Raw genomic sequence first — 25,270 nt, forward strand, 5'->3', positions numbered from 1 at the left:
TACTCTGGTCAATTAGCAACATTTCAGGTACGATTACAGAGTTACTTGATAACCGGAGGAATGAATGTGCAACGCTTTTACTACGGAATGATTTTATTACTTGTTTTTATTGGGCTAGCCCTTCAAGCGAGTCTATTACTGTGGATAGGCGGTTTATTGACACTCCCAATGCTCGTCTATTCCTTTTTTCGCTCAAATCGTTTATTTCAAGGTATGGGATTGGCCTTTTTATCTGGTGGCGCATTGTTCGTTCCTTTTAGCAATGTATCTTTACAAGACATCCCGCCATTATTCTCAAACAATTTAACCCTTGTTGTTTTTGTGGCGATTGTGCCTCTTATGCAAGCGGCAATTGAAACCCTCCATTACGATAAGCAAGTACAGACATGGTTATTTAAAGGGGCAACTACAAATGGGAAATTACATACACGTTCTCTCCTAACGACATATGGATTTGTTCCTTTTATGAACTTGTCAGTTCTCCCCTTGTTGCAACATACGTTAAAGGAAAAATTAACTGCCATTACTAAAAAAGAGCGTGATGTATTAATAAGCCAAACGACGTTACGTGGCTATGCACTAGCGCTTGTTTGGATGCCAATGGAAATTATGGTTGTGACAGCAATTGGCTTAACAGGAGAGAGTTACTTTTCTCTTATACCGTACTTACTTCTCCTGTCAGTATTGATGACGTTCGTTGAAATAGGAAAGCGTGCTATGCGGCAGAATGAACGACTCTCTATTGTTTTCCAAGAAGAAGGTGGTCGCTCGAAATGGTCGCTCATTAGCGCAGTGATCGTTTTCTTAATACTTGTTATGGCACTAGGAGAATGGCTAGATCTTTCCTTTATTTTAACTGTCGTCCTGCTTATACCACTTTTTTCTTTAGCGTGGACATCCATGTTAGGGAAAGGGAGGGCTTTTCTTAAAGAAGGTCTTTTTTCCTTAGGGAAACAGCTACAAACGGGCATTCATCCCTTTATTGTGTTATTTGTCTCACTTGGTTGGTTTACCGGAATGCTTAATCAAACAGAAGTGCTTCGTTATGTGCAAGAACCCCTTTATCAATTAGGCGAACAGCCGGTACTATTACTTGCAATCATCCCGTTGAGCTTTTATTTACTTGCAATGATTGGGATTCATCCCATAGCTTCAATGGTACTTGTCCATGAAGTCATTGGACCCATCCTTATGCCAATTATGCCAATACCGTTAACGGTGATGTACATTGTCAGCGCCCTAGCAACATTCACGATGTCTCCATATGGCATTATTGTGACGATGACAGCACGTCATACAGAGCAAAATCCTTATCGCATTATGATGACAAACGTACCCTTTGCTTTACTTTTTGCCGCAATTTCCATTAGTATCATGCTATTATTTTATTAAAAGCAATCACCTATGAGCCTACTCGTAGGTTCTTCCTTTTAGAAAAGGATGTCAGAAAAATATGAATGTATGAAAGTAGTGATAAGAGTGAGCAAACAAAAAGAGATGCTACATATGTTAAAAGAATTAGTGATGATGGATAGTGGTTCATATGATAAGGCAGGAGTGGACAAGGTTGGTTCCTATTTAATAAATGCCTTTAAAGAACTAGGATTTGTAGAAACCATGTTCAAGCAAGAGGAGTATGGTCACCATATCTTGTTGAAACAAGAGAAAACAAATAAACAACCCTCCATCTTGCTCATGCTCCATATGGATACGGTCTTTCCAATGGGAACTTCGGCTGCTCGCCCTTTTGTGGTGAAAGAGGATAAAGCTTATGGACCGGGTGTAGCAGATATGAAAGGAAGCCATGTCACTACTTACTTTGCGCTTAAAACGCTTCATGAAACCGATCCTGCGATTCTAAACCAAATCGAAGTATTGTTAACAAGCGATGAAGAAATTGGTGCACCATCTGGACGTAGCATCATTGAGGAACAGGCAATCGGGAAGAAGGCTGTTCTTGTTATGGAGCCAGCACGAAAAGACGGATCGGTGGTGACGTTTCGTCGTGGTGGAGGACGATATGTTATGCGTGTTGAAGGGATTGCCGCCCATTCTGGCAATGACCCTGAAAAGGGGGCAAGCGCGGTAGAAGAATTAGCCTACAAAATTATCGCTTTACATCAGCTATCTGATGCTACAGCAGGAACTCATGTGAACGTTGGGGTTATAAGAGGCGGAACAGCGGTTAATACAGTTGCAGATTACGCAGAAGCTGACATAGACATTCGTATTTCAAAAATGGAACAAGCAAGAGAACTTGAAGCAGCTATCCAGACAATTGCGAATGAAACGAGAATCAAAGGCACATCAACGTCTGTTAAAGGAGGGATTACGAGACCGCCAATGATACGATCGAATAAAACGATTCAGCTGTACGAACTTGTGCGAGAACAAGCCCGCTTAGAAGGGATTGAAGTAGGAGAAACGTCTTCAGGTGGAGGATCCGATGCTTCATACACATCAGCACTCGGTATTCCAACAATCGATGGAATGGGTCCAGTGGGTAGTGGCTTTCATAGTGAAGAAGAATGTTTACAAGTCTCTTCATTAGAAGAACGAACAACGCTACTTGTTAACGTCATTCAACGGGTTCTGTCTAAAGAAGTGGTGTTTAAGTAAATGAAGCAAATTCCCTTTTATATAGTAGATGTGTTTACTGATCAAGCATTTTCAGGCAATCAACTCGCAGTTTTTATTTTGGATGATAATCTTGAAGTCTCTATTCGACAACAGCTGGCAAAAGAACTTCATTTTTCAGAGACGATTTTTCTTCAGTTAACGGAAAATCACATAATTGATGCATGGATTCATACACCTGAAGAAGAGATTCCATTTGGAGGGCACCCTCTAATAGGGGCTGCTTTTATATGGCATTCACGCTACGGGAGTACTTCAAATAAGATGGTGTTCCGAACAAAAAGTGGTCTTGTGCCTGTTTTAATCGATAATCAGACCTCGATTTATTGGATGACTCAGCAAACACCTCAATTCAGCCAAGTCATACCACCTTATGAAGCTGCTAAAGTATTAGGTTTAAAAGAGGTTGATTTTCACCCATTTTGGCCTGTTCAAGAAATTTCTACAGGGCTTCCTGTTGTAGTTGCACCGGTGAAATCTGTAGAAGTCCTGAAGCGAACAAAACTGAACCATTCAGCTTACGAAGCGTTAATTAGCCGCATTGAAGCAAAAGGAATTTGTGTTTTTGCGATGGAAGGGGATCGATCAGATCTTTCTGTTCGAGATTTTGCACCATACTACGGCATTCCAGAAGACGTGGCAACAGGTTCTTCAAATGGTGCCATTTTAGCTTTTATAATGAAACATGAAGCTGTGTCACGTTTGTCGCTTGTATCTGAACAAGGAGTATTCATGAATAGGCCCTCCACCCTTCATTTAAAAGGGGAGAAAAAAGTCAATTCTTTTGACATACATGTTGGTGGACAGGCTGTGCTGCTTGCTTCGGGTACGTGGAATGTATAGAAAAGGAGCCTACTCATGATCAAACAAATTTACCATTTAACAGCGTATAAAAAAGAGTTGAGTCAGTTGTTAACAGAATGTGTTAACGAAGGAGCCTCTATAAATTTTTTAGCACCAATATCAATAGAAAAAGCAGAAGCTTACTGGGATACGGTTGAGATAAAAGATACGTTAATGGTATTTATAGCGATGGAACAAGGGAAACTGGTTGGTACTGTACAACTTGCTTGTAGTGAAAAAGAGAATGGTCGACACCGTGCAGAAATTGCAAAAGTAATGGTTCATCCAACGTTTCGCGGACGCGGGTACGCAATGCAATTATTGAAGGAAGTAGAGGTAGCGGCAGTTGCTAAAGGAATAACGTTACTTGTACTTGATACGGAGAAGGGATCATCGGCAAATGAACTCTATAAAAAATTGGGCTACACGTTTGCGGGGACGATTCCTCAGTTTGCAAAATCCGCACGATCCCATCAATTAGAAGCAACGAATTACTATTATAAAGAGATTGGTTCTGTATGAATGGCTGGCTTCCAATATGCTTTATCGTTATTGCGAATGGCGTAGTCGTTTTTCTTGACCCTTCGCTATTGGCGAATGCTTTTTTTTGGATTCTATTAGGCATAATGATAGGTGGAGTATGTTCTGAGCCATTATGGTCCAATGGCGTCTATCTTTATATTCTTTTAGCACTCGTGACAATGATTACTTTTCCTGGAGAACAAACGTGGTTGATCGTGTTACTACTTTTATTGCTGCCTTACTTTTCACAAATTGTCGCTAAACGCTACAATTTCGCTTTTGGCGCAATCCTTCTCTGTTCGGTTCTGCTAAGTGAAGGTACGTTATCAATGACTACGATAGCGCTTTTCTTATCTTTTATAAGCCTTTACTGTGCGGTTTATCTTAACAAACAAATACAACTGAATCATGTAAATCAGGAACAAGTGAATACACTTTTGTATGAAAAACGTTTACTTAAAAGGCAGCTTGTTGAAGAGGAAGATACCGTTAAACAAGCAGAACGGACAAGGATTGCACGAGACGTCCATGATTCTGTCGGTCATCAACTGACGGCGCTTGGAATGCAGCTGCAGATGGCTGAACTGCAAAATGGGATCGAAAATCCTTATTTAAGTGAGGCAAAACAGACTGCTCGGCAAGCGCTAGATGAAATGCGCAAAGCGGTGCGCGCTCTTGAGATGGAGGAAATTCGCGGTGTGGCCATGATTCTTCGATTGATTCGGAAGCTTGAAGCAGAGAGCCACGTACACGTTCGCTTAACGACCGAGGCAGGGGCTCTATCAAAAGGGTTAACAAATGAGCAAAGCACGGCTCTTTACCGATTTGTACAAGAAGGATTAACCAATGCAATGCGCCATGCTTATGCAAAACAAGTAAATGTAACGTTATCAGTCTATGCAGACTATATGTACGTAGCCATTTTAGAAAACGAAGCTGAAAAGAAAAGGTTTCATGAAGGATTCGGGCTCACTCAACTTCGAAATCGATTTGAAGAATTAGATGGGCAATTTTATGCACATTTTAATGAAGACACTTTTTACATGAAAGGGGTGTTTCCTATTGATTCAAAAACAAATTCTGCTCGCTGAAGACCAGCTCATTGTTAGACAAGGATTAAAAATGATGCTCGAATTTGATGGTATGTATAAAACGTTGGAAGCAAATAATGGGTTAGAAGCGGTTCAACTAACTATGACCCATCATGTTGATTTAATACTAATGGACGTCCGTATGCCGATGATGAATGGAATTGAAGCAGTAAAAGAAATTCGTAATACAAACAAGGAAGTAAGAATTGTCATGCTCACAACCTTTGCTGATGAAGAATATGCACTTGAATCATTGAAGTTAGGAGCGAACGGATACATATTAAAAGATGCAGATCGAGAAAACCTTCTCATGTCAATTGAAAAAGCGTTAAAGGGTGAGTTTATTCTCGACGGACAAGTAGCGGCGAAAGTTATTCCGACTTTGCTTGAACGGAAGCAATCAAGTCGTACAGAGATTCCTTTTTTAAGTGAACGAGAAATAGAAATTACTAGAATGGTAGGAGAAGGGCTAAGCAACGCCGAGATTTCCGAAGCTTTATTTTTAACGATTGGGACTGTCAAAAATTACGTTAGTCAACTATTCACGAAACTAGATGTCCGGGACCGTACACAGCTTGCGATCTATGCAGTTAAACACAACATATGACTCCAGTCATATAAAACAAGACAAAAGAGTGACTCTAGTGAATCGCGAGCGCTCTTTTTTTCGTTTACACTTGTCGTAATGAGTAGGAGGTGACCGATTTTGATAGAAGCAGAGCAACTTACAAAATCGTTTGGATCGGTTCATGCGGTCAATGGAATTGGTCTTTATTTAAAGAAAGGTGAATCCGTAGGCTTACTGGGACCGAATGGAGCGGGAAAGTCGACGTTAATCGAGATGTTATCGAGCTTAAGCAAGCCAACGAAAGGAAAGATCTTTTTTAATGGAAAGTCTATTCATTCACAATTAAAATCATTTCGAGAAAAAATCGGTGTCGTTCCACAAGATATTGCGCTTTATGGTGAATTAACCGCTCGCGAAAATCTACAATTCTTCGGAAAAGCTTACAAATTAAAAGGAGGAGCATTAACAGAACGTGTCAATGAATTATTAGACTTAGTGGAGCTAGAAGAACGAAAGAATCATCAAGTTAAAACCTTTTCAGGAGGAATGAAACGACGCTTAAATTTAGCCGTTGCCCTTATTCATCAGCCAGAATTCCTTATATTAGATGAACCGACTGTTGGGATTGACCCGCATTCAAGAAGGCACTTGCTTGATTTAATCCGTAAATTACAACAAGAAGAAGGAAAAACCATTCTGTATACCAGTCATTACATGGAAGAAGTTGAATTCTTGTGCGACCGTATCTACATTATGGATCGTGGATCCATTATCGCATCGGGTACAAAGAATGAACTAAAGCAAATTCTAAGTGTGGAACGTACGTATGAATTAATCGTCCGCGTACAGAAGAAAACATTGGAACAACAGTTACAAGCATTGGAGGATGTGAAATCTGTCGTTGAGATAGAGAGCGGTTATCGAGTCGTTTCTTACAAAAAAGAATTATTTAAAGAATTGTTACAAGTGGCGCAAGGAGAGAATGTTGAAGTGCGTGCTATAAAAGTAGAAGAGTCGACTTTAGAAGATGTATTTCTTCATTTAACAGGTCGTACTTTACGCGATTAAAGGAGCGTTATCATGAGTATTTTTCAAAAAGAATTAAAACAACTCGTTCATGATAAGGGAGCGCTTTTATCAACATTGTTGCTACCTTTTGTATCTACTATGATTTTAGGATTTGCATTAACGAATTCGTTTTCCTCAGAGGTGAGTTTTGAGGACGTCTCAATTGCTGTAATCGAGACATCCACACTTGAAGAAGATCTACAGATAGCATCTGAAAGGTTTTCTGTTCATGAAGACGAATTAAAGCCGTTAGCTGTGCCTGACTCTCTTTTTGCTTACATGGATGGTGACATAAGCGTCGATTATTATTCACCTGATAGTAATGTGGTGCATGAAGATTACACTGCTGTCATAGAAATTCCGTCAGAGTATCGACTGATGCTTTGGCATGAGCAGCTTGTAGGAGGTTGGTCAGAACAGGTAGAGTCTTTTCAATTATACGTAAATCAAGAACAAAGGCAGCATGCGATGATGGTTGAAACGATGATGAATTCGTACATGGAGCAAGTGTATGCACATACAGAACTCGCTGAAAATGATGAGGGGATAATTGATTTCGGGAACGTTGTGGTTCAAGGGACATCACCTCTTACATCATTTGAATATTACACATATGGAATGGGTGTTTTGTATGTTTTTTTTACTGCCGGACTTATGGCGAATTTCGCATTTTCCGAGAAAAAAGGAAAAATTTATGGGCGACTAGTCATAGCAAATGTTCAACCTGCAAACTATTTACTGGCGAAATTTGCGACTTCATGCGTAATTGTCTTTCTTCAATTATTGGTTTTGTTTGGTCTATCTATGCTGATTTTTCAAATTACAATCACAAATTGGCTAAGCTTTATGGCTGTTGCTATTGTGCTTTGTTTAGCAGTAGGAAGTGTTGCCTCACTCCTTGTTGCAATCCAGTTTCGAGCAAATACAGAAAAAGTAGCGAACGTTTTTATGCTTCTTGTTGTGTCTATTTTAGGGTTTTTAGGTGGGAGTTTTTTTCCGTCATCTAACTTATCACCATTACTTAATGAAATCGGACAGTTTACACCAAATGGACGGGCGCTTCAAGCGTTCATCCAAGCCGGTCAAGGTGAATCGATTGCACAACTTTCGAACTCACTTCTTTACTTATCCATCTTTTCACTTGTGTTGTTTGTCGTTGCGTGGGTTGTGTTTCCATCTAAAGGAGGCATAGAGTCATGACAGCTATTTTTTATCAATACACGAAAGAAATTATACGTTCTCCATTTACCTTGCTTCTTATGATCGGTATGACTGTGTTTTTTACGCTTATCATGAGTAGCGCAGGATCTTCTCACATACATGTGACGGTTTACTCGGATTCGTTAGGAGAAGATGTACTAAATGAACGAGTGTCTTTATTAAATCGCAATTATGAAGAGTATGTATTTGAAGCGACAAGCAAACAAGAAGCAAATCGGCTTTTAAGTGCACAAGGCGTGGAGGCGGTTGTGGAGTTAAAAGCATCATCCTACGTGATTCATAGTGCTTTTGAAAATGCTCCTCTTATGTACATGGTTCAACCAGTACTTGAGTCTCATTACTTACTACACTATGTGGAACAGGTAGGTACGGCGGAAACGAATGACGATGTATTTGCATTTGAATCACAGGCAATGGAGCAAAAAACAAAGGTAGATGAGCAGCTTCGAAGTTTATTTGGCTTTACGCTTTTCTTTTCCTTTTTCACTATGGGTTTTACAATTTTAACGATTCTTGAATTAAAAGAGGACGGTGTATGGAATCGATTAATTTTAACATCGACTACAAAAACGGAGCTCTATCTGAGCAACTTGCTTGTGGCATTTATGCTTTCCTTTGCGCAAATTACCATTGTACTCGTTTTGTTTGCAACGGTATTTAATGTAGATTTCTATGGAGGGTTTTGGTCACTCTTTCTTGTCATGGTGCCTTATTTATTTGCAACGATGGCGTTTGGGATTTTTATGAGTGGGATTGTCACATCTTCACAACAGTTAACGGCAGTCATTCCATTATTCGGAACAAGCTTTGCTATGTTAGGTGGAGTTTTTTGGCCATTAGACATTGTGGATTCAGAATGGATGCTCGCATTGTCCTATGGTAGTCCACTTCGGTATGGGTTAGAGATGATGGCGGGTGCAACATATGGTAATTGGTCGATAGACGAATTTCTATTCCCGAGTGCGGTACTTATTTTCATGGGTCTCGCATTTACTGGAATTGGTATTCGTTTAATGGAGAGAAAGTCTGTTTAGAAGAGAACCTGAACTTCATAAAGTTCAGGTTTGTTTGGATTTCTGCACGCTTCAAAGAATAATATGTACACGGTGCGAGGCGAAGACACGGTCACAGTCTCACGCTCTCGCCTCACTCGCGCATTACTTCTTTGGTAATGTTTTGAAAATTTCCCCGCTTTCAAGGGTGGTAACAAAGTCATCGATCCAATCATAATAGCCGTTTGCGTGCTGGAGTTTTATTAAATCAATTTTAATTTGATCTGTTAAGTGAGGGGCTTCCTCTAGAAGAGACTGTAACTCCTGCTCCATTTCTAGACTGGCTTTACGATTGCGTTCTATAGCCGTTCGCCATTGCTTTGTAAAAATCGCTATAAAGGAATTATACCAATCGTCTTCTGACGTATAGAGGTCTTTTCGTACACCCTTCTGCCATACCTTTCTGGCCATATTCGCTTCCGTTAGCTGACGAATACTCGTGCTCATACTTGTCTTGCTCATACCTAAATGATCACTCATTTGGTCGAGGGTTAGGGCGTTTTCTTCAAATAGGAGTGCTCCGTAAAGACGACCAGTTGATTCATTCATGCCGTATAGATGAAGGTTTGTGGATAGCTCATGGATGAATGTTTCACGTATATGTTGGAGTCGTTCATCTAAAGATGGATCATAGTTTGTTGTCTCCATAATATTCCTCCAAAAGATTGATAAATAAAGTGTAACAAAATACAAAAAAAGAGAACACTAAGAGAAATGAGAGGATTTATTAGGATAATGGAGCATTTCAAAGGAAAGGTACGATTAAATTCGTTTAATAAAAACTGTACAAACAATACTAACGGATAGAATGCTTTATTCAGTTTGATTACATTTTGATTTATAGGGTATAGTTACATAGTCATAAAGACGCAGGAATTGTATAAAGAGGTGGAAGATTTGTCGAAAATAAAGGTTGAAGGTTTAACTAAAGTGTTTGGCAAAAAACCTAAACGAGCCTTAGATATGCTAAAAGAAGGTAAGAAAAAACCTGAGATATTAGAGAAAACAGGATTGACCGTTGGGGTTGATCGGGCGAGTTTCGAAGTTGAAGATGGCGAAATTTTCGTAATAATGGGACTTTCTGGTAGTGGGAAGTCAACGCTAGTTCGACTTCTAAATCGCTTAATTAATCCAACAGTCGGAAGCGTTATGGTCGATGGGGAAGATTTAGCGAAAATGGACCAAAAAAACCTTCGCGAAGTTCGACGTAAAAAAATGAGCATGGTGTTTCAAAAGTTTGGTTTGTTTCCAAACCGTACCATTTTAAGCAATGTCGAATATGGGCTTGAAATTCAAGGTATTCCGAAAGAAAAAAGAAAAGAGACAGCTCAAACATCATTAGAACTTGTTGGATTAAAAGGATATGAAACAAGTTATCCTGATCAACTCTCTGGTGGTATGCAGCAACGTGTTGGTTTAGCACGAGCGCTTGCAAATGATCCGGACATTCTTTTGATGGATGAAGCATTTTCGGCACTTGATCCACTTATTCGTAAAGATATGCAAGATGAATTACTTGATCTACAAGAAAAAATGAATCGCACGATTATCTTTATTACGCATGATTTGGATGAGGCGCTTAGAATTGGTGATCGCATCATGATCATGAAAGACGGTTCTGTTGTTCAAATTGGGACGCCCGAGGAAATTTTAACAAAGCCGGAAAACGAATATGTTGAGCGCTTTGTTGAAGATGTGGATCGTTCGAAAGTTTTTACTGCTGAAAACGTCATGATTCGTCCAGAGACGATTAATCTTGAAAAAGATGGTCCTCGTGTGGCGCTGCAACGAATGAAAGATGCAGGCATCTCTAGTATTTACGTGACAAAGCGTAATCGAGACCTTGTTGGTATTATTCATGCTACAGATGTTTCTGAACTGATCAAGCAAAATGTTAACAGTGTAGAATCCATTATTATTGAAGATATTCCAAGTGTAGAAAAGGATACGCCTTTAAATGAATTAATGGACCGTCTAGCAGTGAGCGCTGTACCGCTTGTTGTTAAAGAAGAAAATAGATTAAAAGGTATTATTGTACGAAGCGCAGTTCTAGGTGCGTTATCAGGAAGTGAGGTCGATTTTAATGGATTTTCTACCCCGTCTGGAAGTAGGTGAATGGGTTGAGGTCATTGCCGACTGGTTAAATCGAAATGCAGATTGGTTTTTTAGTGCGATTGTCTTTTTAATTGGTCAATTAATTGATGGAATTTATTGGGTTATATCATTACCGCCTAGTTGGCTGTTTATTATCCTTATTGCTATTGCAACGTATTTGTTAAATCGTGGTAAATGGGGACTTGTTGCCTTTGTAACCATCGGTTTAGTCTTTATTGATAGCTTGAATTTTTGGAATGGAATGCTTGATACATTGTCCATCGTTCTCTCGGCAGGTGTCATTTCGGTCATTTTAGGGGTGCCGTTAGGGATTTGGATGGCCAAAAAAGATGGTGTTGAAGCGTTTTTCAAGCCTATACTTGATTTCATGCAAACGATGCCCGCATTTGTATACTTAATACCAGCCGTAACATTCTTTGGTGTTGGAATGGTACCAGGGGTTGTGGCATCTGTAATATTCGCGATGCCTCCAACTGTCCGAATGACTAATTTAGGGATTCGTCAAGTATCCACTGAACTTATTGAAGCGTCAGAAGCGTTCGGGTCAACGAGTACACAAAAATTATTTAAAGTCCAATTGCCACTTGCAAAAGGAACGATTATGGCTGGAATTAACCAGACTGTAATGCTCGCTCTTTCAATGGTCGTTATTGCTGCGATGATTGGTGCATCGGGTATTGGCCGTGATGTGTATCGTGCTGTTGGTCAAAACGATATTGGAGCTGGATTCGAATCAGGGATTGCTATCGTAATCGTAGCTATTATTCTTGACCGATTAACACAAAGCTTTAATAAAAAGCAAGAAGCACGAGGTTGATGCGTAGGGGGAGGTTTCCCCCTTCACATAAATAGAGAAAACAAATATGGAGGTCGATTGACGTATGAATTGGAAGCATATAGGAACGACAACAAGTCTTGCACTAGTTGTAACATTAGCTGCATGTGGTAGTGACGACAATGGTGATGGTAATACAGGTTCAGTTGAAGATGAAGCAGATATGTTGTCTCAAGAAGAGATTGCAGAGAACTTAACAGCTATTACGGGGATTGAACCTGGAGCAGGTATCATGACTGCAACAGAAGATGCGATTGAGCATTACAATTTAGATTTAGAGTTAGATGTTTCAAGTAGTGCGGTTATGACACAGCAACTTGCGAATCATATTGAAAATCATGATCCAATTGTTGTGACAGGTTGGTCACCACACTGGAAGTTCGAATCATTTGATTTAAAATACTTAGACGATCCAGATAATATTTATGGCGACGCAGAGAATATTCATACGATTGCACGTCTTGGTTTAGAAGAGGACATGCCAGAAGCGCATCAAATTTTAACGAATTTCTTCTGGACACCAGAAGATATGGAAACCGTCATGCTAGAAATTGAAGAAGGCGCAAGTCCTGAAGAAGCTGCGCGTAACTGGGTGGATGATAACCAAGATACAGTTAGCGAATGGACTAATGGTGTCGAGGAAGTAGATGGCCAATCTATTACGTTATCCCTTGTGAACTGGGATTCAGAAATTGCCTCTACTAATGTGATCGCGACAGTTCTTACTGATATGGGCTTTGAACCGAATTTAATGGACATGGAAGCACCATATATGTGGCAATCTCTTGCAACTGGTGATTCAGACGCGAGTGTAGCGGCTTGGTTACCATTAACACACGGACATTTCATTGAAGATTATGAAGGTGACTTAGAAGATCTAGGTGCAAATCTTGAAGGTACTAAAATCGGTCTTGTTGTGCCTGAATACATGGATATTGACTCTATTACAGATTTACCAACAAATGAATAAGTAAACATATAAGAAGGCTATGCTTAAACAAGAAGCATAGCCTTTTTTCTGTCTGCTCTTTTTTATGAATTCGTTTTTCTTTTGCCATACGTTGGTAGTGTATAGCGATGTAAACAGCATTATTCTTCCTACCTTTAGATGAACGGTATAGATAAAGTGATAAATGAAGAAACTATCAAAAAGCCGTTTTTGTATACGAATCTTACGTAAGAAGGAGGAATGGTTCATGTTCTTATTTATTGTTTTGTTAACGGTCATACCAGCTGCAATCGTTATTGTAGTGAGGCAATCGATTATTGCCGAAAAAGTAATGGCCTTTTTAGCAGTGATTAGCACAATCGTTTTTGCTGCGATAACGATGTCCGCCATTCAACAAATTCTTCTCGATCAAACTGTCTTTATGACGTCTATACATGGTGTGTTCTTAGACCCCCTCTTTTTAACCTCTGGTGGCTATGTTTTGTTTTTCTTTGTGTATCGGTTAATGTATCATTTGTTGGAATGGTAATGGTGTTACTTTTTTAGAAAAGAAAAGAAGGCTACGACATATTACCTAGCCTTTTTCTCTTTTCCGAGTATTTTTATTTGTATTAAAGAACGTTCTTTGGTACAGTAAAGCTAAGACGGATTTATTACATTTGGTTGTATATGGTTTTTCTTTTTTTCTAAGCATAGTTCCATCCATTTAATGATACCAAAGAAAATGAGGATACACCGGATGACTGTCAATTGTTTAATGGGTTTTGCCGACAGTAAAAGGAATACGACTGTTAAGAAAAATGAAATGAGTGTAAATGGTTGATTTAATCTGTTGATCATAGTGAAAACCTCCAAAAAAAGTTGTGATAAAATGTCACAATTCAACATAAATTTTACCCAGATATATGGTAAGATAAGTGAAAGATTGACAGACGAAATGAGTGATATAATGACGACTGAGCGAATACAGCGATGGACGAAGACTAGGCTAAGAGAGCATCTAAGTGTTATTCGTGGTGAACGACCACCAACCTTAGTACTCAAACATGCCACTTATTTAAACTTTGCAAGAAGAAAATGGCTCGAAGCCAATATATGGATTGCTGATGATCAGATTGTTTATGTTGGACAGGAGATGCCTGAGACGTTAGGCGATGCCGAAGTAGTAGACTGTACAGGTCAATTTATTGTTCCAGGTTATATTGAACATCACGCCCATCCATTTCAATTATATAATCCCCTTAGTTTAGCTCAATATGCATCTGAGCGCGGGACTACCACATTGATTAATGACAATCTAGTTTATTTTTTAAACTTAGAAAAAAAGAAAGCGCTTTCTTTGATTGAAAAATTGGAAGAGCTACCGACAACGATGTATTGGTGGACGAGATATGATTCTCAATCAGAATTGCTTAAAGATGATATGTTTTCTAATTCGAAAATTAAAGCATGGCTGGAGCATCATCTCGTCGTTCAAGGTGGAGAGCTTACTTCTTGGCCGCGAGTTTTACAAGGTGACGACACAACTTTACATTGGATGCAAGAGACGACCCGTCTAAGAAAACCAATAGAAGGGCATCTGCCGGGAGCATCTGAGAAAACGCTCTCGCAAATGGCGTTATTAGGTGTTACTTGTGATCATGAGGCCATTACAGGGGAAGAAGTTGTTCGGAGACTCGATGTTGGTTATACAGTGTCACTCCGTCATTCTTCTATACGACCAGATTTACCACGGCTATTTAAAGAATTAAAAGAGCTCGGTGTTGATTATTTTGGGCGCTGTTTGATGACAACAGATGGCTCACCCCCTTCATTTTACGAAGAGGGCATCATGAATAAATGCATACAGATTGCCATTGATTCTGGAATTGATCCAATCGATGCTTACGGGATGGCAACATATTATGTAGCGCGCTACTATAATATTGACCATAAATTAGGAATGATTGGACCTGGTCGCACTGCTCACCTGAACTTCTTGTCTGCAAAAGATTCGCCTACCCCTGTTAGTGTGCTTGCAAAAGGTCAGTGGATTTTACGCGATGGAGAAGCTGTTACGAAAGAAGCGAGTTTCCCATGGTCTGATTATGGTATTGCACCCATTGAATTTAATTGGACGCTTTCAGAAAACGAACTTCATTTTTCGATGCCAATGGGCATCGAAATGACAAATGCTGTTATCCTAAAGCCGTACCAAACTATGTTAGAAACAGCATCAACCGCCCTATCAACGGATCACGATGAATCCTTTTTCGCCATGATTGATAAGAAAGGTAAATGGCTAGTGACGACAACGCTTAAAGGATTTTCTACGTCTGTGATGGGATTGGCAAGTTCCTACTCATATACTGGGGATGTTATTTTAATTGGTAAGTCTCTTAAGGCGATGGTGCAAGCCTTTAACGAATTGAAAAAGCAAGGTGGAGGATTAATCCTTGTAGAAGAAGATCAAGTTATTGACCGAATTGAGCTCCCCTTACTTGGCATGATGTCGGATAAACCGATGGAAGTCATTATGAACCAAGAACAAAGCTTTACGAAGAAACTAAGAGAACGTGGCTATAAACATGAAGATCCGATGTATAGTTTGCAATTCTTTTCATCCACTCACTTACCTTATATTCGGGTAACACAGAAAGGGATTTACGATGTTCGAAAGAAAAGAATTTTATTTCCGGCAATAATGAGGTAAAATGAAACTACTTTGGTGCTTTACCACTTTAAAAAATAAGCGCATCGTAGAGAAGCACTTAACTCGAAAGGTGTGACGGTTGTTGCAAATTAATAAACTTAGAGGAAAAGAATTGGATCAGTTGTTTCAAGCGATTCTTTCTTTAAAAGACGTTGAAGAAGCGTACGAGTTTTTTGATGATCTTTGTACGATTAATGAAATACAATCACTTGCTCAGCGTCTTGAAGTAGCACGTATGCTAAGAGACGGTTACACGTATCATAAGATTGAAACCGAAACAGGCGCAAGTACTGCAACGATTTCCCGAGTCAAGCGTTGTTTAAACTATGGGAACGATGGCTATCGAATGACGTTAGATCGGATTGACGCCCAGGAGCTTGAAGAAACACAGGATGTATAACGATTAAACCGCAGGCTCTTGCCTGCGGTTTTTTTATGCAACAATAATCTTGCTAATTAGATTTCTAAAAAAGGATGGTACTAAGCGTCGAGATTCGCTACAATAGTCGTTAAAAACAAAAGGAGCCCTTTATGAGTGAACCTACGTCTTTAAAAAACCAATTACGTGCGGCAAGTGGAGAGCAAGCATGTGATCTGCTTTTACAAAATGCAACAATTGTTGATGTATACACATGTTCAACGTTTCAAGGGAATATTGCGATCACAGATGGCATAATTGTTGGAATTGGTGCGTATACGAGTGGCAAAAAAGTAGTGGACGTTAAAGGGAAGTGGATTTGCCCTAGTCTTATAGACGGGCATGTACATATTGAATCAGGGATGGTTCGTCCAGAAGAGCTTGCTCGCGTTCTCATACCTAGAGGAGTAACAACAATTATTGCGGATCCTCATGAAATCGCGAATGTTGGTGGAGCAGATGCGGTGCGTTACATGATTGAAGCTTCAAAAGATATGCCACTAGACATAAAGATGATGGTACCATCGAGTGTCCCTGCTGCATCGTTTGAAGAAAACGGCGCAACTCTTTCTAGTAAGGATGCGGACGCCCTTTTTAAAGAAGGCAACGTCTATGGGCTAGGAGAAGTGATGGATTATCCGGCAGTATGTTCAGGGGACGACGAAATGTTGAGAAAGATATCCCTAGCAAAAACAGCAGGCCACCCAATTGATGGTCATGGTTCTGGCTTAGGTGAAAAAGCGCTTAATGCATATCGAGTTGTTGGGATTGAAAATGATCACGAAGCGATTACTGCTGAAGAGGCACTTGAACGAGTGAGAAAAGGCTTTTATGTCCTCATGCGAGAAGGAACGGCAACACGAGATATGGAAGCCATTATACCATCTGTAACGCCATTCAATTGTAGACGTTTTGCTTTTGCTACAGACGATAAGCACTTAGACGATTTAATAGAAGAGGGCAGCATTGACTTTAATGTTCGTAAAGCGATTGAGCTTGGTCTTAATCCTTTGCAGGCGATTCAGCTAGGAAGTTTAAACGCCGCAGAATGCTTTCGATTACAGGATCGGGGTGCCATAGCCCCTGGAAAGAAAGCGACTTTTCTTGTTGTAAATGATTTGAATACGTTTGAGGTAGATAGTGTGTATGTTGAAGGTGAGAAAGTAGCTGAAAAAGGGACATTGCTGTCATCTTTGCGTTCACACGTAGAAGTACCATTACAATTGCTAAACAGCGTTCGTGTGAAGCCATTTACAAAAGAGAACCTTCAGCTCCCACTAAAAAATAGTGACAAGGCAACCATTATTGAAGCGTCTTTAACCTCTATTGTGACGAAGAAAGCAGTCGAAAAAGTAGAAATAGAAAACAACTGCTTTAAACCAAACAAAAACCAGTTAAAGTTAGTTGTGATGGAACGTCACCATCAAAAAGGAACAATCGGAGTTGGGATCTGTAAAGGCATACCTATTAAAAAGGGGGCAATTGTTTCGACAGTTGCACATGATTCACATAATATTATTGCCTGCGGTGTCGATGATGACAGTCTTTACCATGCAATAAATCATGTAGTGGAAATCGGTGGCGGAATGGCAGTAGTAGACGGCGACCGTGTTATTGCAACCCTTCCACTCGCAATCGGAGGATTGATGTCCACACAGTCGACTAGTCAAGTGAAAACGGCGTTAAATAAACTTCAAGAAGCGTTAAAAGTAATAGGCTATCATGAGGAGATTGACCCTTTTCTGACGTTAGCTTTTCTAGCGTTACCTGTTATTCCTTCTATTAAGTTAACTTCAAAAGGGTTATTCGATGTTGAAGCGTTTTCCTTTATTGAACAATAAGTTGATAGAAAAAATAGTTCTCATTTTATGAGAACTATTTTTTGTTTTATTGCGGTATTAATGTAAGGTGCCGATCTGTTGGTTGATAAATCGTTGGATCAATTGATGTCACGTGGTAGTCTCCGTGGACCCAAGCTTCTCGCTGGTTATGATACGAATCGCTAAAGACATGGCCAGATTGACCGGGACCAACAAGGTGATGTGTATTCTCTAGATCCGACAAATCCATTACACCACGCCAGCCAGCTCCATTGGTTACTACGCCGGTATCCGTATTGTAGCTTGCTGCTTTGACGGTTATACGGCTTCCATCAACGGGTAAAGGAGAACCGTTAAATAAATAATTTAAAGGAGATATGGCAGCAAGTGGGTGATTGAAAACAACTTTGTGAAACGCCCCCCACTCCCAGTCATTAGGAGTTGCCCCTTGAAGTTCTGATGCCCGTTCAACGGCTTGTTGAAAACTTTTGTAAGCAAGGGTATCCAATCCACCTGCTTTTTCTATCCAAGGTCCAGGTTGCCCTTGACTCGCTGCCCGAATCATTTCATCAACAATGTTTGCTCTTCCTTCAAAGAGTCCGTAAAGGTCAGTTGGGATGTCGTCTTCGAAAAGTTGCTTTGTCAGGCCATCCATCCAAAAATGGAACAAGAGTGGTCCTGGTTCTTCTTTTCGATCTTCACGATTCCATGACTGAAGCATGGTTACTGCTTGTTGTTCGACGTCCGTTAACTCGCTCATTTCAAGTGCTTCAATAAGAATAGGGACAAATTCTTCTGCCTGCAAATTCACCACATCCATTTGCAGATTCATCATGTCTTCTGCTGTATGATCATTTGAAGCATAGAGCACGTCAATAATTCGTTGATGTCGATAAGGTTGTGCCCATGTATGTGTAATGTGGTAAGGGTAGTCTTCCCCAACAATCTGATTATTTGCTGTTGAAATAATGCCTGATTCAGGGTTAATAATAGTTGGAAGTTCGTCCCAAGGAATGTAGCCTTTCCACTGATATTTAGGGTCCCAACCTGGAACTGGTACTAATGCATCGTCTTCATCGGGGCGAATGGGGATGAGTCCGTTTGCTCGATAGGCAATCGTTCCATCCTTACTAGCAAACACAAAATTTTGCGCCGGAGCTTGAAAAGACGTCAGCGCATCGGCAAATGTATCCCAGTTATCGGCCCGATTAAAATCGAGAACAGCTTGTAATTCTGTTGTTGCCTCATGAGCTGTCCAGCGCATGGAGAGCGCATATTCCGCCTCTTCTTCAAAAGATGCATACTCTGATAAGAGAGGACCGTTTTTTGTAATCGTAATTTCATGTTCGTATGGCTCTTGATCTGCAACGAGGATGGTTTCTGTTATCACTTCCGCTTCATACCACTCATCGTCATACAGAAACATTGATGCATTATCAGGATGACGCTGCTCAAAATAAAGTTGCTGAACATCAGGCCCTACATTTGTTACGCCCCAAGCAATATCTTCATTTGATCCGAGGATAATTCCAGGAACACCCGCAAAAATCACCCCTGTTACATTTACAGATGGAGACGTTAGATGGGTTTCGTACCAAATGCTTGGTGTCGCTAACCCTAAATGCGGATCATCAGCAAGGAGAGGCTCACCGGAAGCTGTTCTTTCGCCAGCTAAAACCCAATTGTTACTACCTGAAAAAGGGTGTGGCAAGTAATTTGTCGTTGTTGCAAAAGCGGTTTCAATGTCGATCGGAACCGACTTGGCTAAATCTAGTATGACAGGCCCATCATTCGGGTAGGCAGGCATTAAATCAAGAGCCTCTTCTTCTGTCACATGTTGCGCCAGCCAATGTCTGAACGCCTGGCCTTGCCAATTCCCGCTTAAGTCATAGGCCATATATTTGCCGATTGTTAAAGAATCTAACGGTTCCCACGGGGTGGGTTCGTATCCAGCTAGCCGAAACTCAATGGGAAGTTCTCCATTATCAATAGCGCGTTCCATAAACGCATTAACCCCAGCCGCATACGCTTCTAAATAACCGTATGTTTCTTCATCATATGCTGCCTCTGATGCTTCTGCTGCTCGTCGTAATCCAAATGTACGGAAGTAACGGTCTTGATCAAGCATGCTCTCACCAATGACTTCTGCTAATTGACCAGATGCTTGTCTGCGACTGAGATCCATTTGAAACAAACGATCTTGAGCCGTAACAAAACCTTGTGCGAAATAAAGGTCATAGTCGTTATTTGCTTCAATATGCGGAACCCCTTGATCATCTCGATAGACAGATACTTCCGCTGATAATCCATTCAGCTCTAACGTTCCTAACTCTTGTGGAATGGGCTTTTGAATTTGCAGATAAGCCCAAACGAGGACTGCTAGAACGATAAAGATCAACCCGCCTAGTGTAATAAAGATCGTTTTTTTCCAAGGAAACTGTTTTGGTTGTTTCGTTTTTATCGTTTCCATTTGACCCTCCCTTTTTTAAAGAAAACGCTTTCGAATAGTCATTTCGAATCATTTTAGCAAACTCCTGCATATTCGTTGCGTTTTTTTTAGACTCCTTCATACTAAAGATACACTATGCTTGAATGAGGAGGAATACATATTATTATTATTGAAAATGACTTGTTGCAAGTTGAAATTGCTCATAAAGGTGCAGAAGTTCAGAAGGTTACTCATAAAAGCATGGCTCAAAATAGAATGTGGTCGGGTGATCCAGCTTACTGGGGAAGAGTATCCCCCATTTTATTTCCTATTGTGGGTGGGTTAAAAAATGAAACGTATTCGTATAAGGGAAAGTCATATACACTTCCTCGTCACGGGTTTTTACGGGATCAAATATTTGTAACCGATTCACTATCAAAAACGAAAGCAAGCTTTCATTTTGAATCCTCTGGGCAGTTTGCACATGTGTATCCATTTGAATTTACTATTTATATCCAATATGAATTGCATGAAAACGCCTTACATGTTCATTGGCAGGTAGTCAATGATTCCAACGAAGACATGTTGTTTTCAATTGGAGGACATCCAGCTTTTTCCCTCCCAATGAAAGAAGGCGCCAAAGCAGAAGACCATATCCTTACATTGCAATCAGAGAAAGAGGTAACGTCGTTTCAAGTAACGAACAACTTGCTGAAAAAGGTAGAGTCATTACCACAGTCGTTTTCCCTTGCACCACATTGGTTTAAAGACGATGCCCTCGTATATAAAGGAATCGATACTGTGGAAATTGTTGTGAAGGAAGAAACCAAACTACGTGTTGATCTTCACGGTGCGCCTTATGTTGGCATCTGGTCACCATATAAAGAAGAAGAGGAAGAACTTGCATTTGTTTGTATTGAGCCTTGGTACGGGATTGCTGATAAGTGGGATGCTACTGGAAACTTAGAAGATAAAGAAGGAATCCAGAGGATTAATGCCAAAGAAACATTTAACGGCGGCTATACCATCCATTTTTGAAGCTAAAATAAGGAATGAAAAAAAGCTTCTCGCTTTATGAGAAGCTTCCTCCGTTAGCGTTGTTCTGTTAATGCACTTGTTTTACCTGCTTTCATAACCATACCAGGCAGGGGCTGAGGGAACCAGTTTTGGATCATCTGAGCCGTTTGAATAAGACGATCAAGGTCTACACCTGTTTCTACATCCATCTCGTGAAACATATGTACCATATCTTCGGTACAGACATTTCCTACTGCGAGTGGTGCGTATGGACACCCTCCTAAACCACCAACTGATGCATCAAAATGGCGAACGCCAGCCTCGTAGCCAGCAAGGGTGTTGGCTAGAGCTAAACCACGCGTATTATGAAAATGGAGACCAAGTTTTAATTCGCTTCCAAACTCATCATATAATGAAGCGACTCGTTCTTTTACCATAGAAGGGTTTGCCATGCCAGTTGTATCTCCGAGGACAATCTTACTTGCACCTGCTGTTAAGAAGCTCTCAACCATTTTCAAGAGAGAAGAAGAAGGAATCATCCCCGTAAACGGGCAACCAAAGGACGTAGCAAGAATTGCTGTCACTGGCTTCAGTTGTTGTGCTTCTTTAATATGGGGCAGGAGGTCTTCCAAGCCTTCCTGAACAGATCGCTTTGCGTTTTTTAAGTTAAACGCATCGCTGACAGCAATAGATGTGTGTAAATGGGTGATGGAGGTCATCATGGCACGATCGATACCGCGACTATTAAGAGCAAGTCCGGCTACTTGGATATGAGACGGGCGGTTCCATTGGGCCAAAATTGCTTCAGCATCAGCCATCGCAGGAACCAGTTTTGGATGGACAAAAGAGACCGCTTCCAATTTTTCGAGACCAGAATGGACTAGATGTTCAAGCATCTCAATCTTTTGTTCCGTCGTTAATAGAGTCTTTTCATTTTGTAATCCGTCACGAACACCTACTTCAAAGATTTCAATCATATAAGCAGCTCCTTCATGAATAGACTAGAATACAAAGAGGGCTATAGGCAATCGTGACTATAGCCTTCCGGTTAAGCTTGCATAAACAGGTAACGAAAAAAAGTGACAGCTGCGATAAACCCAATTCCGATTAAATAAATAATCGCCAGCCGGCGTTCACGTGAATCTGACGTTTTAAGCGCATGTAAAATTAAAAGAGCAGCTAAAACGATATTTAAGAGCGATACAATGAAAAAAGGGAAAATACTTTGATAAAGGTTTTGTGAAGCGATCCCTACTAGATTTACAAGTGCAACAAGAATAAAAATCCACATGTAAATCATCATAACGAGGGAAGGTCTTTCTTTCTTTTGTTTAGTCGTCATAGGAGTCTTCCTTTCAATACATGACCGTCGTATGAACGTACGACCTAATGGGTATAGAGAAATAATAAAAGAGGGAAAAAGGAAATGGCATGTTCAAACGAGAAAAGAATAAGGAAGAATAAATGTTTCTTATTAACAAATTTTTTCTCAACAGGCACCCCTCTCCTGCAAGTGTAGCATATGCTACTACTTTTATGCCTGTATTTTCAAGTGTTAATCCTTACAAAATCTTAACCTTTTATTAAACTGAACAACAAGGTTGGCTCATATACTAAAAGTAAGAAAGATAAAGGAGGGTTAAACGATGGAAGAAAAAATGCAAAATGAAACAGGCGAAAATTTAGTTGTTGGTGCTTTATGGGCTCTGCTAATGAGTATACCACTATGGATTGGTATTGCGTACGTCAGTTACAAGCTTTTTCTTTCGTTTTCATAATGAATGTTCAGAAAAAAATACTAAATAAAATGAATCAATCACCTTAAAAGGGTAAACAAAGACGAGATTTCTTGTTTTTTGTTTACCCTTTTCTCATAATGATGTATGATAATGATTATCAATAGAATGTAGCAAGTGGAAGAGGAAAATGATCGTATGGGGAGACAATCAGCAGTAACAACTTTAGAAAAAGCAAAAGCGCGCTCAAAACCTAGTCACGCTATTCTTGTGATCGGTTTTGGTTTTGTTCTTTTAACTGCTGCACTGGTTTTATCCATTTCGTTCGGTGCTGCTAACATTAGTGTCGGAACGATTTGGGATGCTATTACAGCATTTAACCCAACATTAACGGAACATCAGATTATTTATGATATTCGTATACCGAGAGCGTTAGGAGCAGCATTAGTTGGGAGCTTCTTGGCTGTATCTGGAGCTATAATGCAGGGCATGACGCGAAATCCTTTAGGAGAACCTTCCATCATGGGTGTAATGGATGGCGCTGCCCTTGCTATTGCCATTATGTTCGCATTTAGTGCAAGTATTTCTGGCACGAGCTTAATGGTGGCCGCGTTTATAGGAGCTGGTGCTGGGGCAGCATTTGTCTTTTTCATTGGGTCCTTTGCCCGAGGTGGACTGACTCCGGCTAAGCTTGCGCTAGCTGGTGTTACGGTGGGAGCTTTTTTAAGCGCAATCTCTTCTGGTATTGCGATTCACTTTAATGTCGCTCAAGATATTAGTTTTTGGTTTGCTGGTGGTTTAGCTGGCATGTCGTGGTCAAACTTGCAAATGATTGTGCCGGTCGCCATTGGCGGATTGACACTTGCTATTATACTCTCTCGCTCTGTAACCGTATTAAGTCTAGGAGAAGATGTAGCAAAAGGATTGGGGCAACGCATTCTTCTCATTAAGACCCTTGGTGTCATTGTGGTGTTATTGCTCACAGGCGCTGGCGTAGCAGTAGCAGGTGCGATTGGTTTTATAGGGTTAGTTATACCGCATATAACAAGAGGTTTAGTAGGCGTTGATTATCGCTATATAATCCCTTGCTCTGCAGTTCTTGGCGCATTGTTACTCGTGTTAGCGGATTTAGCTGCACGAATAATTAATGCACCGTTTGAAACACCAGTCGGGGCAATGACAGCTTTAATCGGCGTTCCGTTCTTCCTGTATCTCGCTAGACGTGACGGGAGGAAATTATAAATGAATGCATTAATAAAAAAGCCAGCCTTTAAAATCGTTACCCTTATCTTACTCATTCTTTTAACGTTTATCGTCTCTTTACAAACAGGAGCCATTCAAATTCAACCTGTAGATGTGCTGCGTACATTAGTCGGACTTGGTTCCGAACGAGATGCCCTAATTTTATTCGAATTTCGACTACCACGAATGGTTATTGCACTTCTTGTCGGTGCAGCCTTAGCCGTTTCAGGAGCTATACTACAAAGTATCTCTCAAAATGAATTAGCTGACCCTGGAATTCTTGGAATTAATACAGGAGCAGGTCTCGCTGTTGTCATTTTTATTTACTTTTTTCAAGGCTCTTTAACAGGAGTGAGTCAACTTTCCATTTTCATTATGCCGCTCTTCGCTTTTATTGGCGCGGCATTTGCCGCCTTTTTAATTTATATATTTGCCTGGAAAAAAGGCATTACACCAGTTCGGCTTATTTTAGTTGGTATTGCCGTCAACGCTGCATTTAGTGCTCTTCTTATCGTTATACAATTAAGAATGGCACCAAATGATTTTATGCAAGCAACGATTTGGCTTACCGGTAGTATTTGGGGGTCAACGTGGTCTTATGTAGTAACGATTTTACCTTGGTTACTCATTTTGGTCCCTCTCGCGATCTATAAAGCGAGAACATTAAATGTGATGCAGGTCGGAACCGAATCTGCCATATCATTAGGGGTATCAATGGAAAAAGAAAGACGTTTCTTGCTTATCCTTGCAGTAGCACTAGCAGCCATTTCTGTTGCAGTAGCAGGTGGAATCGCCTTTCTAGGATTAGTTGCCCCACATATTGCTCGTAAGTTAGTTGGACCGCAGCACCAAATTATGATTCCAACAGCGACCCTTGTTGGAGCGTTCATTTTATTGGCAGCTGATATGATTGGGCGAAATGTGTTAGCACCTTCCGAAATTCCAGTTGGCATTGTCATTGCGATTATTGGTGCACCGTACTTTTTATATCTATTAATGAGAACACCTTAGGAGGG

The 25,270-nt window shown here is 40.3% G+C and carries 25 protein-coding genes; 20 read left to right on the forward strand and 5 right to left on the reverse strand.

The genetic code is table 11. The features are described from left to right. Positions 1 to 60: 60 nt before the first annotated feature. The 9 genes from PQ477_RS13530 to PQ477_RS13570 all read left to right on the forward strand — a co-directional run bounded on the left by PQ477_RS13530 (position 61) and on the right by PQ477_RS13570 (position 8,984). A complete protein-coding gene (locus PQ477_RS13530; RefSeq protein WP_186370741.1) occupies positions 61 to 1,392 on the forward strand; it encodes a hypothetical protein in 1,332 nt (443 codons plus the stop codon). 87 nt (positions 1,393 to 1,479) lie between these two features. Beyond that, entirely contained in the window at positions 1,480 to 2,619 is a 1,140-nt protein-coding gene (locus tag PQ477_RS13535; RefSeq protein WP_318551106.1) for a M20 family metallopeptidase, read from the forward strand. Next, on the forward strand, positions 2,620 to 3,480 hold the full coding sequence (locus PQ477_RS13540; protein ID WP_274272178.1) for a PhzF family phenazine biosynthesis protein: 861 nt from the start codon (positions 2,620 to 2,622) through the stop codon (positions 3,478 to 3,480). A 15-nt stretch (positions 3,481 to 3,495) separates the two neighbouring features. Continuing rightward, positions 3,496 to 4,002 (forward strand): GNAT family N-acetyltransferase, encoded by a 507-nt coding sequence (locus tag PQ477_RS13545; protein WP_144558464.1) that lies wholly within the window; start codon positions 3,496 to 3,498, stop codon positions 4,000 to 4,002. Beyond that, on the forward strand, positions 3,999 to 5,093 hold the full coding sequence (locus PQ477_RS13550; RefSeq protein WP_274272179.1) for a sensor histidine kinase: 1,095 nt from the start codon (positions 3,999 to 4,001) through the stop codon (positions 5,091 to 5,093). The genes PQ477_RS13545 and PQ477_RS13550 overlap by 4 nt, the downstream gene beginning before the upstream one ends. After that, the gene (locus tag PQ477_RS13555; RefSeq protein WP_144558466.1) at positions 5,065 to 5,700 is read left to right on the forward strand and encodes a response regulator; all 636 of its coding nucleotides are present in this window, start codon (positions 5,065 to 5,067) and stop codon (positions 5,698 to 5,700) included. Before PQ477_RS13550 ends, PQ477_RS13555 begins: the two co-directional genes overlap by 29 nt. A 99-nt stretch (positions 5,701 to 5,799) precedes the next feature. Continuing rightward, on the forward strand, positions 5,800 to 6,729 hold the full coding sequence (locus PQ477_RS13560) for an ABC transporter ATP-binding protein (protein ID WP_274272180.1): 930 nt from the start codon (positions 5,800 to 5,802) through the stop codon (positions 6,727 to 6,729). Positions 6,730 to 6,741: 12 nt separating this feature from the next. Continuing rightward, positions 6,742 to 7,929 (forward strand): ABC transporter permease, encoded by a 1,188-nt coding sequence (locus PQ477_RS13565; protein WP_144558468.1) that lies wholly within the window; start codon positions 6,742 to 6,744, stop codon positions 7,927 to 7,929. Then, positions 7,926 to 8,984, forward strand: a complete 1,059-nt coding sequence (locus PQ477_RS13570; protein ID WP_035393249.1) for an ABC transporter permease — start codon at positions 7,926 to 7,928, stop codon at positions 8,982 to 8,984. The genes PQ477_RS13565 and PQ477_RS13570 overlap by 4 nt, the downstream gene beginning before the upstream one ends. Positions 8,985 to 9,107: 123 nt before the next feature. Here the strand turns inward: PQ477_RS13570 and PQ477_RS13575 are convergent, their stop codons facing one another. Further along, the gene (locus tag PQ477_RS13575) at positions 9,108 to 9,650 is read right to left on the reverse strand and encodes a GbsR/MarR family transcriptional regulator (RefSeq protein ID WP_274272181.1); all 543 of its coding nucleotides are present in this window, start codon (positions 9,648 to 9,650) and stop codon (positions 9,108 to 9,110) included. A gap of 249 nt (positions 9,651 to 9,899) precedes the next feature. Between PQ477_RS13575 and PQ477_RS13580 the strand changes: the two genes are divergently transcribed. The 4 genes from PQ477_RS13580 to PQ477_RS13595 all read left to right on the forward strand — a co-directional run bounded on the left by PQ477_RS13580 (position 9,900) and on the right by PQ477_RS13595 (position 13,430). Further along, complete coding sequence (locus PQ477_RS13580; protein ID WP_035393243.1) at positions 9,900 to 11,117, forward strand: quaternary amine ABC transporter ATP-binding protein; 1,218 nt, start codon at positions 9,900 to 9,902, stop codon at positions 11,115 to 11,117. Then, positions 11,086 to 11,934 (forward strand): ABC transporter permease, encoded by an 849-nt coding sequence (locus tag PQ477_RS13585; RefSeq protein ID WP_035393240.1) that lies wholly within the window; start codon positions 11,086 to 11,088, stop codon positions 11,932 to 11,934. Before PQ477_RS13580 ends, PQ477_RS13585 begins: the two co-directional genes overlap by 32 nt. 64 nt (positions 11,935 to 11,998) lie before the next feature. Next, positions 11,999 to 12,922: a glycine betaine ABC transporter substrate-binding protein gene (locus PQ477_RS13590; protein ID WP_060705172.1), complete on the forward strand. Its 924-nt coding sequence runs from the start codon at positions 11,999 to 12,001 to the stop codon at positions 12,920 to 12,922. A gap of 226 nt (positions 12,923 to 13,148) precedes the next feature. After that, the gene (locus tag PQ477_RS13595) at positions 13,149 to 13,430 is read left to right on the forward strand and encodes a hypothetical protein (protein WP_035393238.1); all 282 of its coding nucleotides are present in this window, start codon (positions 13,149 to 13,151) and stop codon (positions 13,428 to 13,430) included. A gap of 110 nt (positions 13,431 to 13,540) precedes the next feature. Here PQ477_RS13595 and PQ477_RS13600 read toward each other — a convergent pair whose 3' ends face one another. After that, the gene (locus tag PQ477_RS13600; protein ID WP_035393235.1) at positions 13,541 to 13,741 is read right to left on the reverse strand and encodes a hypothetical protein; all 201 of its coding nucleotides are present in this window, start codon (positions 13,739 to 13,741) and stop codon (positions 13,541 to 13,543) included. A gap of 109 nt (positions 13,742 to 13,850) precedes the next feature. On the opposite strand from PQ477_RS13600, the gene PQ477_RS13605 reads away from it, so the two are divergent. The 3 genes from PQ477_RS13605 to ade all read left to right on the forward strand — a co-directional run bounded on the left by PQ477_RS13605 (position 13,851) and on the right by ade (position 17,852). Further along, the gene (locus tag PQ477_RS13605; RefSeq protein ID WP_144558469.1) at positions 13,851 to 15,593 is read left to right on the forward strand and encodes an adenine deaminase C-terminal domain-containing protein; all 1,743 of its coding nucleotides are present in this window, start codon (positions 13,851 to 13,853) and stop codon (positions 15,591 to 15,593) included. Between the two features lie 82 nt (positions 15,594 to 15,675). After that, positions 15,676 to 15,993 carry a YerC/YecD family TrpR-related protein gene (locus tag PQ477_RS13610; protein ID WP_035393234.1) on the forward strand — a complete coding sequence of 106 codons (318 nt, stop codon included), beginning with the start codon at positions 15,676 to 15,678 and terminating at the stop codon, positions 15,991 to 15,993. 131 nt (positions 15,994 to 16,124) lie between these two features. Next, complete coding sequence (gene ade / locus PQ477_RS13615) at positions 16,125 to 17,852, forward strand: adenine deaminase (protein WP_274272183.1); 1,728 nt, start codon at positions 16,125 to 16,127, stop codon at positions 17,850 to 17,852. 46 nt (positions 17,853 to 17,898) lie between these two features. On the opposite strand, the gene PQ477_RS13620 is transcribed toward ade, so the two are convergent. After that, on the reverse strand, positions 17,899 to 20,301 hold the full coding sequence (locus PQ477_RS13620; protein WP_274272185.1) for a penicillin acylase family protein: 2,403 nt from the start codon (positions 20,299 to 20,301) through the stop codon (positions 17,899 to 17,901). A gap of 147 nt (positions 20,302 to 20,448) precedes the next feature. On the opposite strand from PQ477_RS13620, the gene PQ477_RS13625 reads away from it, so the two are divergent. Beyond that, positions 20,449 to 21,297 carry an aldose 1-epimerase family protein gene (locus PQ477_RS13625; protein ID WP_274273582.1) on the forward strand — a complete coding sequence of 283 codons (849 nt, stop codon included), beginning with the start codon at positions 20,449 to 20,451 and terminating at the stop codon, positions 21,295 to 21,297. Between the two features lie 53 nt (positions 21,298 to 21,350). Here PQ477_RS13625 and PQ477_RS13630 read toward each other — a convergent pair whose 3' ends face one another. After that, complete coding sequence (locus PQ477_RS13630; protein WP_274272187.1) at positions 21,351 to 22,253, reverse strand: hydroxymethylglutaryl-CoA lyase; 903 nt, start codon at positions 22,251 to 22,253, stop codon at positions 21,351 to 21,353. A 71-nt stretch (positions 22,254 to 22,324) separates the two neighbouring features. Continuing rightward, on the reverse strand, positions 22,325 to 22,618 hold the full coding sequence (locus tag PQ477_RS13635) for a hypothetical protein (RefSeq protein WP_035393227.1): 294 nt from the start codon (positions 22,616 to 22,618) through the stop codon (positions 22,325 to 22,327). Positions 22,619 to 22,922: 304 nt separating this feature from the next. On the opposite strand from PQ477_RS13635, the gene PQ477_RS13640 reads away from it, so the two are divergent. From PQ477_RS13640 to PQ477_RS13650, 3 genes are all read left to right on the forward strand, one after another. Then, positions 22,923 to 23,054 (forward strand): hypothetical protein, encoded by a 132-nt coding sequence (locus PQ477_RS13640; protein ID WP_274272189.1) that lies wholly within the window; start codon positions 22,923 to 22,925, stop codon positions 23,052 to 23,054. A gap of 156 nt (positions 23,055 to 23,210) precedes the next feature. Further along, positions 23,211 to 24,254: a FecCD family ABC transporter permease gene (locus tag PQ477_RS13645; RefSeq protein WP_274272190.1), complete on the forward strand. Its 1,044-nt coding sequence runs from the start codon at positions 23,211 to 23,213 to the stop codon at positions 24,252 to 24,254. Continuing rightward, the gene (locus PQ477_RS13650; RefSeq protein ID WP_035393222.1) at positions 24,255 to 25,265 is read left to right on the forward strand and encodes a FecCD family ABC transporter permease; all 1,011 of its coding nucleotides are present in this window, start codon (positions 24,255 to 24,257) and stop codon (positions 25,263 to 25,265) included. The last annotated feature ends 5 nt before the right edge of the window (positions 25,266 to 25,270 follow it).

This window comes from Shouchella hunanensis (genome assembly GCF_028735875.1).
Classification (GTDB): domain Bacteria; phylum Bacillota; class Bacilli; order Bacillales; family Bacillaceae_D; genus Shouchella; species Shouchella hunanensis.

Excerpts from the sequence above, each read along its gene's own strand:
- PQ477_RS13530 (WP_186370741.1), top strand. The coding sequence starts at position 61 with ATGAATGTGCAACGCTTTTACTACGGAATGATTTTATTACTTGTTTTT.
- PQ477_RS13540 (WP_274272178.1), top strand. The coding sequence starts at position 2,620 with ATGAAGCAAATTCCCTTTTATATAGTAGATGTGTTTACTGATCAAGCA.
- PQ477_RS13545 (WP_144558464.1), top strand. The coding sequence starts at position 3,496 with ATGATCAAACAAATTTACCATTTAACAGCGTATAAAAAAGAGTTGAGT.
- PQ477_RS13550 (WP_274272179.1), top strand. The coding sequence starts at position 3,999 with ATGAATGGCTGGCTTCCAATATGCTTTATCGTTATTGCGAATGGCGTA.
- PQ477_RS13565 (WP_144558468.1), top strand. The coding sequence starts at position 6,742 with ATGAGTATTTTTCAAAAAGAATTAAAACAACTCGTTCATGATAAGGGA.
- PQ477_RS13570 (WP_035393249.1), top strand. The coding sequence starts at position 7,926 with ATGACAGCTATTTTTTATCAATACACGAAAGAAATTATACGTTCTCCA.
- PQ477_RS13575 (WP_274272181.1), bottom strand. The coding sequence starts at position 9,650 with ATGGAGACAACAAACTATGATCCATCTTTAGATGAACGACTCCAACAT.
- PQ477_RS13585 (WP_035393240.1), top strand. The coding sequence starts at position 11,086 with ATGGATTTTCTACCCCGTCTGGAAGTAGGTGAATGGGTTGAGGTCATT.
- PQ477_RS13590 (WP_060705172.1), top strand. The coding sequence starts at position 11,999 with ATGAATTGGAAGCATATAGGAACGACAACAAGTCTTGCACTAGTTGTA.
- PQ477_RS13595 (WP_035393238.1), top strand. The coding sequence starts at position 13,149 with ATGTTCTTATTTATTGTTTTGTTAACGGTCATACCAGCTGCAATCGTT.
- PQ477_RS13600 (WP_035393235.1), bottom strand. The coding sequence starts at position 13,741 with ATGATCAACAGATTAAATCAACCATTTACACTCATTTCATTTTTCTTA.
- PQ477_RS13605 (WP_144558469.1), top strand. The coding sequence starts at position 13,851 with ATGACGACTGAGCGAATACAGCGATGGACGAAGACTAGGCTAAGAGAG.
- ade (WP_274272183.1), top strand. The coding sequence starts at position 16,125 with ATGAGTGAACCTACGTCTTTAAAAAACCAATTACGTGCGGCAAGTGGA.
- PQ477_RS13620 (WP_274272185.1), bottom strand. The coding sequence starts at position 20,301 with ATGGAAACGATAAAAACGAAACAACCAAAACAGTTTCCTTGGAAAAAA.
- PQ477_RS13630 (WP_274272187.1), bottom strand. The coding sequence starts at position 22,253 with ATGATTGAAATCTTTGAAGTAGGTGTTCGTGACGGATTACAAAATGAA.
- PQ477_RS13635 (WP_035393227.1), bottom strand. The coding sequence starts at position 22,618 with ATGACGACTAAACAAAAGAAAGAAAGACCTTCCCTCGTTATGATGATT.
- PQ477_RS13640 (WP_274272189.1), top strand. The coding sequence starts at position 22,923 with ATGGAAGAAAAAATGCAAAATGAAACAGGCGAAAATTTAGTTGTTGGT.
- PQ477_RS13645 (WP_274272190.1), top strand. The coding sequence starts at position 23,211 with ATGGGGAGACAATCAGCAGTAACAACTTTAGAAAAAGCAAAAGCGCGC.
- PQ477_RS13650 (WP_035393222.1), top strand. The coding sequence starts at position 24,255 with ATGAATGCATTAATAAAAAAGCCAGCCTTTAAAATCGTTACCCTTATC.